Source organism: Bartonella elizabethae F9251 = ATCC 49927, from assembly GCF_000518165.1.
In the GTDB taxonomy this organism is placed as follows: domain Bacteria; phylum Pseudomonadota; class Alphaproteobacteria; order Rhizobiales; family Rhizobiaceae; genus Bartonella; species Bartonella elizabethae.
Genome location: NZ_JADB01000001.1, coordinates 350,591 through 365,171, shown reverse-complemented (window position 1 = coordinate 365,171; position 14,581 = coordinate 350,591). Strand labels below are relative to the sequence as shown.

The window sequence follows — 14,581 nt, the reverse complement described above, 5'->3', positions numbered from 1 at the left end:
GTATATTTACTTATCTTTTACAATGAGATGAGATATTGACTTATCATTGAATAATTTACCACTTCTTCATATCGAGTTATTATTCCTGTTAGGATTTTCCTTATTTGTAATCCTGTTCATATTAAATCAATTAAAATCATTCTTTTACACATCCTTAAAAGAGGTGCTGCATGGATAAAAACCATTGAAGAAAAGAATAAAATTCCTCTTAAGAATCTTCTTAAAACAAGGATTTTTATAAAATTTTGATGGGATAATATAACCGTTTTGGTTTGCCCCTTGTATAAGCGTAAAGATGGTGGTGCATGAATAAAACCTTATAAACGAGGCTTTTCATAGCTTTGAAGAATTTTCGTTAAATGAAATCAAAGGCACTGGAAAATATTTTTTCAAAAAAATATGTGAATGGACAACACAATATTTTATTTGGAATATTCCTCTTAAGGCGTTCTGTTTTGCATGAGAAGCGTGATCCCATTAAAAACGATATATGGCAGCGCAAAACCATAAAAATTCCCGATAAATACAATATATTCTTTTGCACTTTCACTGAACGATTAAATTTTTATGATAATGTGTGGTCGTATAAAAGCTGTTTAAAAGTCTTAAAACTTTATGACCATCATTTTAAAGTTTATCCCATCATACAAAAGACATATCGCTTGCCAAGAATGGTCTGTTGTATTACGCTGTCCTTTGTCATAAGATATACAAGATAGCATCAATTCTTCAAAGAATTTTCTCCTACTTTCAATAAGCTATTTTTCCTTTTACAATCTTTCTTGCTTTTAAGCACCAACTTATCTTATGCTTATTCTTTAAATCCTTTTTAATACTCTACGAGATTTTATGTTTTATCTTGCCCATATATCGGATATACATCTTTCCCCTCTCCCGAAACCTTCCCTTTTTGAACTTTCTGGAAAGCGTCTTACCGGTTACTTAAATTGGCAAAAAAAACGTAAGAGTCAAATGGCAACAAATGTCCTCGAAACTTTAATAGATGCCTTGAACAAAACAAAGGCTGATCATGTTGTGATCTCTGGTGATCTTGTGAATCTTGCTCTTGATAAGGAATTTGAACAGGCGCGTCGTTGGCTCCTGACCTTAGGACAACCTCAAGATATTTCTTTGACATTTGGAAATCATGATGCTTATGTCCGCGGAGCCCTCCAAAAAGCATGTATACTCTTTAAACCTTGGATCACAGGGGACGTACCTCAAAAAAGTGCCTTTCCGTTTCCTTATATGCGCATTCGCGAAAATGTCGCCATCATAGCTGCTTCTTCAGCCATTGCGACTCCACCTTTTCAAGCTTCTGGTTATTTTGGTAAAATGCAAGCGCGAACGTTACCGCACTTTTTAAAAGAAGCAGCACAGCGCAACCTTTTTCGTGTTGTCATGATCCACCATCCCCCTTTTCCCAAAGCAACATCTTGGCATAAAAAACTACGAGATACAAAACGTTTTCTAGAGGTTATCAAACACCACGGTTGCGAACTTATTGTTCACGGGCATACTCATTTACCCACATTGAAGTGGATTGAAGGACCAATTAAAAAAATTCCTATTGTTGGTGTTCCTTCCGCATCACAAGCTTTTGGTGATAAAAAACCACCCGCCGGTTTTAACTTATTTTCCATTGAACGCTTAAAAAATCAATGGCACTGTCAATTGCAACGTTATAGCGTTATCAGCCCCCAAAACGAAATCGCCTGTACTGAAACAATTAATCTTTAAACACTTCCAAAGTTGTCAAAAAAACAAAAAACGAAAATATTTTCACTTCATATCCTCCCTTTCATAAATCATAATTTTATTGCCCTCCTTCCCTTAACAAGAAAAAACTCTACCTTCTCTGTCGATAGCTCAATTTCTCTCAGAGAGCTCCATTGGCCACCCTTCTTATGTGGCTCACTTTACAAATTCATTGGTTTACTTCCTTTCCATTCTTAAGGACAAAAATTTCTCCCCTATCTGATCTAGAAATAATCTGGATTATTTTCGTACGGGTTCCACCTGCTGATTGCGCATATGACTTAACTTCACAAAGTTCTACAAACCTTGCCATTACACTTCATTGCGCACTCTCTCTAAATGATCTCATAGGAAAAATTCTCATCCCCCTATAATCATGATATTTTATAGGATATAGAGAGACGCATTTAGCTTCCATGCCTAAATATCAATGACGATAAAAAGCCCAATAATAACTAAAACATATAATTTCAATAATCCATCCCCCCTGTAATTCATAAAAAATGATATTGATTTATAGCAAATAGATTTGAAATACCCCCCTACTATTATACATGATAGTTATTATCGAATATTTGAAAAATTTATAAAATTCATCGCTTCTCATTTAATAATAAACATAGAGAATAATGTTTTTTATATCTTGATAAATGTCTAATTTTCTATCTATTTTTTCCTATAAATCACTTTATAATACTCTTTTATTTATTGTATTATTATCTATAATAAAGCATAAATTATCCAATAATAATAAGAAAATTATAGTGTGATTTTTTACTATTTGAGTTATCTTGTGGATGCGATTTTTTTTGTTATTAAATAAAATATTTTATGATAACGAACAATAAGAAATTCAATTGTATGAGAGGTCTTTCAAATACAAGAGAATGTCATTGGATTGCCTATTCACGCGTTTATTTTAAAGAAGCATTTTTGCTATTCAAGCCCTTTTACGACGACTCCCATGAATGGTTTAGGTAAAGTCCCATTAAGCCGCATATTTTTGCGTTTATGAAGAAGAAATTTGCTACCATTACACACTTTGCCCCCTAATGTTACAAATATCTCTTGGCACTCGAGACGGTTCATAAGAAGCATTTTTATTCTTTCTTGAATGTCTTTATACGCACAGGCTTTCCTAGCTTATAACGTACAGACAAATGATTTTGATTGTTTCGACGTGGAATAGGTTTTAAATGAGAGAATTCTACGATATTTTGAATTCTTATTCCAAATGAAATAGTAATTTGTTTTTATAAATCAAACTATTGTCCAAATAAAATAGTACCTCTTCTCAGTAGAGGAGTATTTACCAGTACCTACTTGAAAAATAAAAGCCTCATTTTTAAATGAGGCTTTTAAATTTTTTAATTCTGCAAAAAATTAAAATTTATAAGCGACCCCCACACGGAAGTCATTTGTCTTGTAGTCCATTTCAACTTTATCTTGCACAAATTTCTTCTTACCAAAATCTGAATAACGATATTCTGCACGCAAAAGAATATTATCAGTCATTGCAAAATCAACCCCCCCACCAAGAGTATAACCAATCATGGTCTTTTTTTCATCATGCACTAAATTAGCAAGATCACTCGCTTTATTTTCCGTATTAGATTTGTTAGAGATTATGTTGCTAAGCTGTGTATAAGCAACACCTCCGGCCACATAAGGCATCAAACGATCAAAAGAAAAACCAAATCTTACTCGTGTAGCACCAGCCCATTTTTGTTTTAAAGTGTGATACACCACTCCATCAGAGGCTGCCGAATGATCTTCATCATCACTAGTGCCTACTGTTATAACTTTTGATTTTGATGCTGATGCTGATTCTTCAGTTTTATCTTCTTGTGGCGAATTGTGATCTTTTGTACCCTTTTTATTAAACCACATGAGATCTGTATCAACACCTATAATAAAACCATTGTCGATATCAATATTGGAACCTGCATAAATACCACCGATAAAACCGGAAAGTTTAGGTAAATCTTCCTTTCCAATTGGAAGCCATTGTCCTGCATTCTCATCTTTTAAATAACTTGCTTTAATTTTACTTGAAAAGTTACCAATCTGTCCTCCAATATAAAAACCTGTCCAAGAAAAAGCAGGCGCTGTAATAACAGGAACATGTTGCTCAGGAACAACAGCATCTGCTGCCTGTAATACAGAAATTGACATTAAAGAAAAGATAGATGTTGATATTAAATACTTTTTAATCATAATTGCTCCCCTAAAAGCTAATTTGACGTAAATAATGGTGGATATTTTCACATTTTTTGCAAAAAATCTATAGCAAAAATGACACAGTTATAAAAAATCAAAGTTTATATTTAAATATTAAATTATTTTTTAAATAAATAATATTGTAAAAAATTTTAAATACTCTTTATATTTCTCTTTATTTATTTAATCTCTATTGGATTTTATAGATTCATATTTCACATTATTATCCAGCATTATATCAATAATTATAAAATTAATTTTTGAAAAATAAGAGAGATAATCAACAAAACTTTTTATCTTATTTACTTAAATATCTTCGTAATATTCATGTTATAAGAAACCATATACAGCCATAATCTTTATAAGATTTTATCTAAATCTGTATGATAAAAACACTCTTGCACACCTTCTTGTGTTGAAGATCTCTCAATTCATAAGTATATCTGATAGACTGATGCTTTATAAATGAGCTATATGCTTCTATCATACCCGTAAGCTAAACTCACAAAGAGTATTATTTACTAAAAGTCATTATTCCATTGCTTTTTGTATGAAGAATAATGCCTAGGATAAGCTTATTTTAACAGAAAAATTCTTTCATCACACTTGATAAACCAATAAAAAAATTTACTCTCTAAAGCTCTCAAGCGTATAATGAAATATCAAATTTAATATATAAAAAGGGAATGAAAAGTTTTTATTATTCTATAATATCCGTTTAGTTTTTAACTGAAAATTACATTCAATACTTTCATAAAAGCATTATAAAAAATATTTAATATTTTATAATTTTTGTAAAAATTGAACAGACCAATTGCCCAGTTTCTGCAATTAATTTTTCAACACGAAGCAAATCAGGTTCCCCAACGCTCTTTAACAAAAGGTCACTTAATCCAGGTGGCATATCATTGGGGTCAAGGGGATCACTTAAGCAAAGCCGTATAATTTGACTCAAATTTGTATAGAGACGATAAGCATAATGTAAATCAGCAATAGATGACTGATTAAGAAAACTTCTTGGTAAGTGATCTAAAATATCGGCTGTCGTCGCCCCAATTTGAAACTCAATGACATGCGTAATAAGAGAAAATTGAGCGATAAACTCCAAATCGACAATGCCACCAGACATCGTTTTAAAATCCCATTGATTTTTTGGCGGCTTTTCTTTTGCAATCAAAGAGCGCATTTCATATACTTCTTTTGCAACTTCGTTCTTATTACGAGAAAGAGCAATAATTGTACACACTTCATTTTCTAGTTTTTGTAAAAAATCAGGATCTCCTGTAATACCTCGAGCCCTTGTTAAAGCAAGATATTCCCATATCCATGCTTCTTGACGATAATATTTTTTAAAAAATGGAAAAGAAACAGCAACAGGTCCTTTATTGCCTAAGGGACGTAACCTTAAATCAACGGCATAAAGAACACCTTGGCTTGTAAGGGTAGATAAAGCAGAAACAAAACGCTGTGCTAAACGCGTATAATATTGAGAGATGTAAAGAGGCTTTTCTCCATCAGATATTTCTGCATCATCATCGTGTTCATAAAGCAACATGATATCAACATCCGAACCGGCTGTTAATTCACGACTTCCAAGCTTTCCCATTCCCAATATGCCAACACGCCCCCCTTTAATGAAGCCATGAAGACGAGAGAACTCCTCTTGAACAGCTGAAAATGTTTTTGTAATCATAAGATCAGCAAGCGCAGTAAAAGCAAAACCTGCTCTTTCTCCTGTAATTGTGCCATTCAAAATTCGAATACCAATCAAAAAACGTTGCTCATCTGCAAAAATCCTTAAATGGTCCAGAATTTCCTCATAAGAGGAAACATCTTCAAGAAAATATTCAAGCCGTTTTTCTAAATAGGTTTTTGTCGGCAATTCTGAAAGAATATTAGGATCTAACATTCCATCAAAAACATGAGATCTGCGTGTAATGATTTCTGCAAGACGTGGCGCAGCCCCCATAATCAAGACAAGCATATCTAAAAGGGAGGGATTAGACTGCAAAAGACTAAAAAGCTGAATTCCTGAGGGTAAGCCCTGTAAAAAACTATCAAAACGCAACATTGCCTCATCAGCTCGTTTTGTTGCACCAAAAGCTTTCAAAAGAGCTGGTGTTAATTCTGTTAATCTCTCACGCGCTTCAGCGGATTGCGTTGCTTTATAACGACCACAATGGAGGGTGCGCATAATACGACAAATATCACTCGCTCTTTCAAAACCTAAATGGCTTAATGTTATTAATGTCTCCGGATCATCTCCTTCTCCTGTAAAAACTAAATTGCCAGTTTCTAAACCGAGTTCTTGTTCATTCTCAAACAGTGCTGCATAGTGTTTTTCAACAACCTGAAGTGTTTTTAATAAATCACGGATAAAACTGCTCTTGTCTTGATAGCCCATTAAATAAGCAACACTCGTGAATTGAGAAATATCATTTGGAAGAAGATGCGTTTGTTCATCCGCAAGCATCTGAATACGATGTTCTACATTTCTTAGAAAAGCATAACTTTTTATAAGACTATCTCGCGTTTTCTCACTGATCCAACCAAGTGTGTGAAGTTCTGCTAACATTGCAACTGTCTGACGTCCACGTAATTGAGGAAAACGTCCACCAGCAATAAGTTGTTGTGTCTGAACAAAAAACTCAATTTCACGAATACCACCACGACCTAACTTTATGTTATGTCCATAAGCGGCAATTTGACCGTAACTTTTATGCGCATGAATTTGACGTTTGATCGAATGAATATCAGCAATCGCAGCATAGTCTAAATATTTTCGCCACACATAGGGAAAAAGCTCTTTAAGAAAATTAAAACCTGCTCTCTTGTCGCCGGCCACTGGACGTGCTTTAATCATAGCGGCTCGTTCCCAATTTTGTCCACGCCCTTCGTAATAACGCAAGGCAGTCCTTACTGGTAAAGCCAAAGGTGTTGATCCTGGATCTGGACGAAGACGAAAATCAAGACGAAAAACATATCCTTCGGCCGTGCGCTCTTGAATGATACGGATTAATCGGCGTACCATTTTAGAAAATACGTCGACACTTTCAGAAAGATTACCAATATGAGGAGACGTTTCATCAATGAAAACAATAAGATCAATATCAGAAGAATAATTAAGTTCTCCTGCTCCTAATTTTCCCATCCCTAAAATGATTAAACCACAGTCTTTTTCCGGATTTTCACGGCTCAGCAAAGTAATCTTACCATGATCATGCGCTTCTCTTAAGAGAAAACGCAATGCTACACCTAATGCTGCTTCACCCAAACGTGTCAACCAAGTACATGAAACTTCGTAAGTAAAAACACCACTCAAATCAGCTAAAGCAATGAGGACATGCACCTCTCGTTTTTTGCGCCTTAAAGCAGCCATTAACGAAGCTTCATTTATTGATTTATCCTGATCAATAACCGTAATATCATCGATAATTTCGCTTATCCTCGTTTCTATATCAACATGCAATAAAGGACTAAGATAGGATGGATTAGCAATTAAAACCTCACGCAAAAAAGGAGACAAGGTCATAACTGAACGGATAAAATCAATCTGCATTCCATTCTCTGAAATGAAAGAAACAAGCAGTTCTAAACCTTCTTTCCTTGCTTGTTCTTCCATATCTTTTAACCATTGGGAACCACTTTCATTGAGAGGGCATAAAGGGAGAAGCTGTGTTTTTAAAAAAGCTTGTTTCATCTGATCTCCCTTGAAAAGCATTTTGCCTTCCTTTCTATTGCATTATACTTTTAAAATAGTCGTTCCGTATGAAAAGAAAAAAGTGAAAAATATCTTTAAGGAAATAACAAAACAGCTCTAAGTCCCGGATTTGCATTTTCAAGTAACAATTCGCCCCCGTGTAGCTTCATAACTGCTTTTGCTATACTTAAACCAATCCCAAAACCAGGTTGTGTACGGCTTTCTTCAAGACGAACAAATCGTTCTGTAACTTTTTCACGTTTATCCTCTGCTATTCCTGGACCATTATCGCTTACAATAACTAATAAATGTTCATCACGATATTCCATTGATAAGCAAACCTTCGCTTTCCCTCCATCTTTAGAGGCATATTTAATCGCATTATCGATAAGATTAAAAATTGTTTGCGCAACAAGCTCACGATTTAATTTAAGTTCTTTATCAAAGATATCTCCTAACTGAAGTAAAACACCTGACTCTTCAGCAAAAGGTTCGTAAAGCTCAACAGCATCTTCAAGGATCAGTTTCATATTCATCATCTCAAGATGCTCAATTGCATTGCTTGCTTCAATGCGCGAAATCATTAAAATCGCATTAAACGTACGAATAAGTTGATCTGATTCAGCAATAACACTCTCAAGAACCTGACGATATTCAAGCTTTGTCTTGTTTCTCGTAAGCGCTTCTTCAGCACGATTTCTAAGACGCGTTAACGGTGTTTTTAGATCATGAGCAATATTATCTGATACTTGACGTAAACCAATATTTAACTCTTCAATGCGGTCTAACATCACATTAAGATTTGTTGATAATCGATCAAACTCATCCCCTACCCCAGAAACAGGTAAACGCCCACTGAAATCACCATCCATCAAGCGCCGTGATGCTGCCGTGACCTGATCAATTCTTTGTAAAGCTCTTCTGCCAACAAAAAACCATATGAGTAAAGCACCTCCCACCATTGCAGCAAGTGCTATGATTACAGCTTTACGAATAACCGCCGCAAAACGTTCGGGCTCATCCAAATCGCGTCCTATAAGGATCTTCATAGCATTAGGTAAATCAAAAACAACCGCCAAAGCGCGATGTTCACTTGTTTTGCCATGTTCTCCAAAACGGGAATATAAAAAGGAAGTAGAAATAAAACCATTCTGTTGCAAAAGACCTAATTCAATACGTGCTACATTGCCTGCTAAAATACGCCCCATAGGATCCGTAACAAGATAAAGAAATGCCCCAGGTTGCCTTGAACGATAATCTATCGTACGCATTAATAAAGAAAGCCCCCCATAATTATAAGCATTTTCAATATACTTCAATTCTTCATGTAAAGCCTGTTCAGTCTGCTCTTTTAACAGCGAAGCAGAAAAGGCTGTCATATAAATAGAAAGACCTGTTGCCACCAATCCAAACAATAAAATGTAAAGTGCTGAAAGCCTTAGCGCAGTCGTGCGCATTATATTCATCAAACGATTCATGCTTTGTTATCTGGTGCTTTCAGCATATATCCAGCGCCACGCACCGTATGAAGAAGTGGAACATCAAAGTCTTTTTCAATTTTGGCTCTCAAGCGCGATATATGAACATCAATGACATTTGTTTGCGGATCAAAATGATAATCCCAAACATTTTCCAAAAGCATCGTACGGGTAACAACCTGCCCCGCATAGCGCATTAAATATTCAAGGAGACGAAACTCTCGTGGTTGCAATAGAATGTTTTTATCACCCCGTTTTACTGTATGGGCTAACCGATCAAGCTCAAGATTGCTTACGCAATAAACAGTTTCTGCTTCTTTAGGATTCTTCCGCCGTTGTAATACTTCAACACGCGCAAGAAGTTCAGAAAAAGCATAAGGCTTTGTCAAATAATCATCCGCCCCCGCACGCAAACCCGTCACACGATCATTGACTTGCCCTAAAGCTGAAAGAATGAGAACGGGTGTTTCATTACCTTTAGCACGCAATTCAGCAATAATAGAAAGCCCATCACGATGCAAAAGCATCCGATCAACAACCATAACATCATAATTTTCTGTTTCAGCTAAAGCGTATCCAGTATCACCATCATAGGCAACATCAACGGAATGCCCAACCTCCGAAAAAGCTTTTTCGAGATAACGTCCTGTTTCACGATCATCTTCGATAACGAGTATTTTCATAAAACGCATCTCCGTTATTTTTATAAAATTGTATTGTAGGACAGAAATCTACAAAATCTCTGTCCCACTCATAATAAAGTGCTATTTTTTGAAAATTGGAAGAGCGACAAAACGATTTTGATCATTTGTTCGCACTTGTAGGAGAATAGCTTTTCGCCCTAGCTTTTGGGCATTCTTGATTGCATCGGTAATATCAGAGGTCTTTTTAACAGATTTATTATTCACTGTCACAATAACATCACCTGGGCGGATTCCCTTATCTGCAGCATCTGAATCCGAATCCACATCCGTTACAACCAATCCTAAACCATCCTCAGAAGGAGCAACAATTAACCCATAATCTTCCAATGTTTCATCTGAATTACCCCGTTCATTTAAATATTTTGAACTTTCTTTCTTACCTTCATCTTCAGGCATTGCAGCAAGTTTAACTTTGATCTTTTCCTCTTTACCAGATCTAAAAATCCCTAAAGTCACGGTTTCTTGTGGACTCATATTTGCAATACGCTTTGCCAAATCACGAGAATCATTAACTTTTTCATCATTCACTGAAATAATAACATCACCTGCCTTGATACCAGCCTTTGCTGCTGGTCCTTTTAATGGATCAGTCACCAAAGCACCTTTTGCTTCTTGCAAACCTATCGAATCAGAAATTTCCTTCGTTACTGGCTGAATCATAACCCCAAGCCAACCACGTTGAACTGAACCTTTTTCGATAAGCTGTTGTACAACCTGTTTCGCTGTCCCTGCCGGAATAGCAAAAGCGATCCCCACATTGCCTCCTGAAGGAGAAAAAATCGCTGTATTAACGCCAACAACTTTGCCATTCAAATCAAACGTTGGACCTCCGGAATTTCCTCTATTAACAGCAGCATCAATTTGAATAAAATCATCATAACTACTGGTACCAATATCTCGTCCACGGGCCGAAACAATCCCTGCTGTCACCGTTCCACCAAGGCCAAATGGATTACCAATAGCAACAACCCAATCACCAACGCGAAGCTTTGAATCATCTCCAAAATCAACATAGGAAAATTTTCTTTTGTCATTTACTTTTAGGACTGCAAGGTCAGTTTTTGGATCTTTCCCAATGAGCTTTGCATTCAATTCTGTACCATCATCAAGAACGACAGAATAACTTGTGCCTTCAGAAATCACATGATCATTGGTCACAATGTAACCATCAGACGAAATAAAAAAACCCGATCCAAAAGCGATAGGACGGAGTCTTTGTGAATGATGGGGAAATTTATTTTTAGGCTTATCAAAATCATAAAACTCTTTAAAAAGCCTTTTTAAAGGATGTTGATCTGGTAATTGATCAATCCCTGGACCACTAAAAAAGTTGCTAAAGAACCAATCTTCTTTCTTTTTATTGCTCTTTACTTGCACCGCAACAACCGCTGGTTTCACTTGAGCAACGATATCTGCAAATCCCTGTTGTTGCACCAACGAAGTAAATACAGAACTTGCATGAGCCTTTGTCGTCCATAAGCTTGCTGTACATCCACTAAAAAAAAGTGCACTCTCCAATACTGCGGAAAAACTTACTGCGACAAATGTTTTAAAGAAAGTTTTTTTTAACATTTACTCTATGCTCCTATTCAATCATACTTTCTATCCCAATCTGATCACCTATAAAATACCAGACCTTACCGTTTTCTGTCTAAATTGTTAAAGTTTTGTAAGATTTTAGTATCCACCAATATCATTTACAATAAGGTTGATTGCTTATTGCAAATGAGCTAAATTTTTCCCTCTATGTAATATCTTTTTGACTGTTTTCCCCCGTTGCATTTACAATCATTATTTTCGCACGCTTATACCGTTTTAACTGGAAAAATATGACACTTGCACCAATGATGATAATCATCAAAGGTGAAAACCATAAAAACCAAGTTGTTTTATTCAATGGCGGTTTTAAGAGAATGAATTCACCATATCGCTCAACAAGAAAGTCAATCACTTGCTGATTGCTATAGCCCATTTTTAATTTTTCCCGAATTAAAAGCCTTAAATCACGGGCTAGAGAAGTATCTGAATCATCAATTGATTGATTTTGACAAACCGGACACCGTAAATGCGATGAAATATCGCGCGCGCGCTTTTCAAGAGCTGTATCCTTTAAAATTTCATCCGGCTCTACTGCTATCGCTAATCGAAGAGAAAACATTGCGATTAAAAAACATAAAAGCCAAAGATTTTTTTTCATCTCAATGTCCTCTCCTAAAACTTAAAGTAAGCAACACCCTCTTGTAGGCTCCAGTGCGAAACCAATATCCAAGAAGGGAAAAACATCCGCCCATAGCCATCATGAATGCCCCTAACCAAATACATATTATATAAGGCTTCCACCATATATGCACAACAAGACCCCGATTATCGAGATGTCCCGGCACAATATAGAGCTGTGATAAGCCATAACTTTGAAGACCAACTTCCGTTGTTGATGTATTTTGGCTTGAATAAAATCGCTTTGAAGCTGTGATATGACCCACGATTTTTTTATTTTCATATATTTTAAAATAAAACTCCATTGCCGAATAATTCGAACCAAAACGATTATCCACGGCATCAAAATGAAGTGTTTTATCCGCTATCGTCACCCACTCTCCTATGTTCATGGTTAAAATGCGTTCTTGCCCAAAACTTGCCACACAAATAATACCGAATAATGTAACGCCTAATCCCATATGCGCCATTGCTGCACCAAAAGCCGACCATGGTAATTTTATAAATCTCTTAACCCGCCCCCCAAAAGTTACCTTGTGATATCCACTCTTTCCCCACAAATCCGCTAAACTGCCTAAAAAAACAAACGCTGAGAGCCCAATGCCTAAAACTGCAAGAATATCACGCACAGATGTCGCGTAAAATATTATAAAACAGACGATACCAACCAAGACAAAAACAAACCACAACCGTTCAGAAACGGCGAGAAAATCACCCCGTTTCCATGCCATCATTGATCCAAACGGAACAAGCAACAACAACAAAAGCATGAGCGGTCCACAGGTAAGGTTAAAAAAAACAGCCCCTACAGAAATTTTTTGCCCTGTTAGCATCTCAATAAAATAAGGATAGAGCGTACCAATCAATACTGTGGCTGTTATTGTTGTCAGTAACAAGTTATTTAAAACAATAAACCCTTCGCGTGAAATGGGTTGAAAAAAATTTTCTGTTTTTAAAAGAGGGATGCGTAAGGCAAAAAGAAGAAAAGCAGCTCCCGTAAAGAAAAATAAAAGTGCAAGAATTGCTTGCCCCCGAGTAGGATCAAAAGCAAAACTATGAACAGATATTAAAAGACCAGAGCGAACAAGAAATGTTCCTATTAGAGAAAGAGAAAAAGTTAGCAGTGCTAAAAACAAAGTCCAACTTTTCAATATTCCTCGTTTTTCAAGAACAAGAGTACAATGTAAAAGAGCTGTTCCGGAAAGCCAAGGCATAAACGAAACATTTTCAACAGGATCCCAAAACCAATATCCTCCCCATCCTAGCTCATAATAAGCCCAATAGGAGCCAACCATAATCCCCAATGTCAAAAAACACCAAGACAGGAGAAGCCAAGGACGAACCCAATGCGCCCAAATCCTATCAATATGCCCGATAATCAATGATGCAATGGCAAAAGAAAAGCAAAGTGAAAAACCAACATAACCTAAATAAAGGAGGGGAGGATGAATCGCTAATGCGATATCTTGTAAAAGAGGATTGAGATCATTTCCCTGTAATGCTGGTGGATTCACACGTAGAAATGGGTTGGATACAAAAAGAATTAATAAAAGAAAAGCGCTTGTAATCCAACTTTGGCAAATTAAAACAAGTGTCTTAAAATCTTCTGGCAAATCTTGGCTAAAGAAGGCCACTAATGCACTAAAAAAAGTAAGACTTAAAATCCATAACAACATAGAGCCTTCGTGGTTGCCCCAAACACCTGTGATTTTGTAGAGCATCGGTTTTTCTGAATGAGAATTCTCAACAACATTCAAAACAGAAAAATCAGAGACAACATGAGCGTAAATCAGCACTAAAAAAGAGAAGAGCAATAATGTAAAAGTGATATATGTGAGAGGGATAGCTGTTTGCATTAACAAACGCTCTTGCCTCCAAAAACCTAAAGCAGGTAAGAAAGCTTCTAATAAGCTTACGGAAAATGCTGCGGCTAAAAAAATATGACCCAGTTCAATAAGCACAATTGAATTATTTCTCCACACTGTAATGTTTTTTCAAGCGATCAGCGGTTTCTTTAGGCATATAAGTTTCATCGTGTTTTGCTAAAATACGCGTCCCTATAAAAAAACCTTGTTTATCGAAATGCCCTTCTACAATCACCCCCTGACCTTCACGAAAAAGATCCGGTAAGACACCCTTGAAAAATACTTTTTCATGCTTTGTGTTATCCGTTATAAAAAAAATAACGCCACTCTCTCCAACATATTGAACGCTCCCCTTTTCAACAAAGCCGCCCAAACGCAAAGGGCGACTGGTTAAAATATCTTCTTTTGTAATTTCAGAGGGCATTCTAAAAAAACTGACCGCATGACGCATTGCATATACGAGGAGGCTTGCTGCAATTGCCATAACCAAACAACACAATAAGATGATCCGTAAGCGCCTTTTTTTTCGCTGCTTTAAAATAAGCTTTAACGAAGCAGAGTTCTTTAAAGATTGATTGTTCATAGACACTCTACAAAAAAATTTTAAACACGTTCTATAAGCATCCATATTTTATTTTT

11 protein-coding genes are annotated in these 14,581 nt (G+C 36.0%); 1 reads left to right on the top strand and 10 read right to left on the bottom strand.

Annotation, left to right across the window (positions count from 1 at the left end; genetic code table 11):
• Window positions 1–849: 849 nt before the first annotated feature.
• Entirely contained in the window at window positions 850–1,740 is an 891-nt protein-coding gene (locus T429_RS0101810; RefSeq protein ID WP_005773840.1) for a metallophosphoesterase family protein, read from the top strand.
• Between the two features lie 187 nt (window positions 1,741–1,927).
• Here T429_RS0101810 and T429_RS10560 read toward each other — a convergent pair whose 3' ends face one another.
• From T429_RS10560 to ccmE, 10 genes are all read right to left on the bottom strand, one after another.
• Window positions 1,928–2,071 (bottom strand): hypothetical protein, encoded by a 144-nt coding sequence (locus tag T429_RS10560; protein WP_154645783.1) that lies wholly within the window; start codon window positions 2,069–2,071, stop codon window positions 1,928–1,930.
• Window positions 2,072–2,694: 623 nt separating this feature from the next.
• Complete coding sequence (locus T429_RS10555; RefSeq protein ID WP_164713647.1) at window positions 2,695–2,856, bottom strand: hypothetical protein; 162 nt, start codon at window positions 2,854–2,856, stop codon at window positions 2,695–2,697.
• A gap of 285 nt (window positions 2,857–3,141) precedes the next feature.
• On the bottom strand, window positions 3,142–3,975 hold the full coding sequence (locus T429_RS0101795; RefSeq protein WP_005773841.1) for an outer membrane protein: 834 nt from the start codon (window positions 3,973–3,975) through the stop codon (window positions 3,142–3,144).
• Window positions 3,976–4,753: 778 nt separating this feature from the next.
• Window positions 4,754–7,678: a bifunctional [glutamine synthetase] adenylyltransferase/[glutamine synthetase]-adenylyl-L-tyrosine phosphorylase gene (locus T429_RS0101790; RefSeq protein WP_026500834.1), complete on the bottom strand. Its 2,925-nt coding sequence runs from the start codon at window positions 7,676–7,678 to the stop codon at window positions 4,754–4,756.
• Window positions 7,679–7,773: 95 nt separating this feature from the next.
• Window positions 7,774–9,156 (bottom strand): sensor histidine kinase, encoded by a 1,383-nt coding sequence (locus T429_RS0101785; protein WP_005773843.1) that lies wholly within the window; start codon window positions 9,154–9,156, stop codon window positions 7,774–7,776.
• Complete coding sequence (locus T429_RS0101780; RefSeq protein ID WP_005773844.1) at window positions 9,153–9,839, bottom strand: response regulator transcription factor; 687 nt, start codon at window positions 9,837–9,839, stop codon at window positions 9,153–9,155. The genes T429_RS0101785 and T429_RS0101780 overlap by 4 nt, the downstream gene beginning before the upstream one ends.
• A gap of 81 nt (window positions 9,840–9,920) precedes the next feature.
• Entirely contained in the window at window positions 9,921–11,432 is a 1,512-nt protein-coding gene (locus T429_RS0101775; protein ID WP_005773845.1) for a Do family serine endopeptidase, read from the bottom strand.
• Window positions 11,433–11,604: 172 nt separating this feature from the next.
• Window positions 11,605–12,057, bottom strand: a complete 453-nt coding sequence (locus T429_RS0101770) for a cytochrome c-type biogenesis protein (RefSeq protein WP_005773847.1) — start codon at window positions 12,055–12,057, stop codon at window positions 11,605–11,607.
• Window position 12,058: 1 nt separating this feature from the next.
• Window positions 12,059–14,038 carry a heme lyase CcmF/NrfE family subunit gene (locus T429_RS0101765; RefSeq protein ID WP_005773848.1) on the bottom strand — a complete coding sequence of 660 codons (1,980 nt, stop codon included), beginning with the start codon at window positions 14,036–14,038 and terminating at the stop codon, window positions 12,059–12,061.
• A 7-nt stretch (window positions 14,039–14,045) separates the two neighbouring features.
• Complete coding sequence (gene ccmE, locus T429_RS0101760; RefSeq protein WP_005773849.1) at window positions 14,046–14,525, bottom strand: cytochrome c maturation protein CcmE; 480 nt, start codon at window positions 14,523–14,525, stop codon at window positions 14,046–14,048.
• Between the last annotated feature and the right edge of the window lie 56 nt (window positions 14,526–14,581).

Excerpts from the sequence above, each read along its gene's own strand:
- T429_RS0101810 (WP_005773840.1), top strand. The coding sequence starts at position 850 with ATGTTTTATCTTGCCCATATATCGGATATACATCTTTCCCCTCTCCCG.
- T429_RS10560 (WP_154645783.1), bottom strand. The coding sequence starts at position 2,071 with ATGGCAAGGTTTGTAGAACTTTGTGAAGTTAAGTCATATGCGCAATCA.
- T429_RS10555 (WP_164713647.1), bottom strand. The coding sequence starts at position 2,856 with ATGCTTCTTATGAACCGTCTCGAGTGCCAAGAGATATTTGTAACATTA.
- T429_RS0101795 (WP_005773841.1), bottom strand. The coding sequence starts at position 3,975 with ATGATTAAAAAGTATTTAATATCAACATCTATCTTTTCTTTAATGTCA.
- T429_RS0101790 (WP_026500834.1), bottom strand. The coding sequence starts at position 7,678 with ATGAAACAAGCTTTTTTAAAAACACAGCTTCTCCCTTTATGCCCTCTC.
- T429_RS0101785 (WP_005773843.1), bottom strand. The coding sequence starts at position 9,156 with ATGAATCGTTTGATGAATATAATGCGCACGACTGCGCTAAGGCTTTCA.
- T429_RS0101780 (WP_005773844.1), bottom strand. The coding sequence starts at position 9,839 with ATGAAAATACTCGTTATCGAAGATGATCGTGAAACAGGACGTTATCTC.
- T429_RS0101775 (WP_005773845.1), bottom strand. The coding sequence starts at position 11,432 with ATGTTAAAAAAAACTTTCTTTAAAACATTTGTCGCAGTAAGTTTTTCC.
- T429_RS0101770 (WP_005773847.1), bottom strand. The coding sequence starts at position 12,057 with ATGAAAAAAAATCTTTGGCTTTTATGTTTTTTAATCGCAATGTTTTCT.
- ccmE (WP_005773849.1), bottom strand. The coding sequence starts at position 14,525 with ATGAACAATCAATCTTTAAAGAACTCTGCTTCGTTAAAGCTTATTTTA.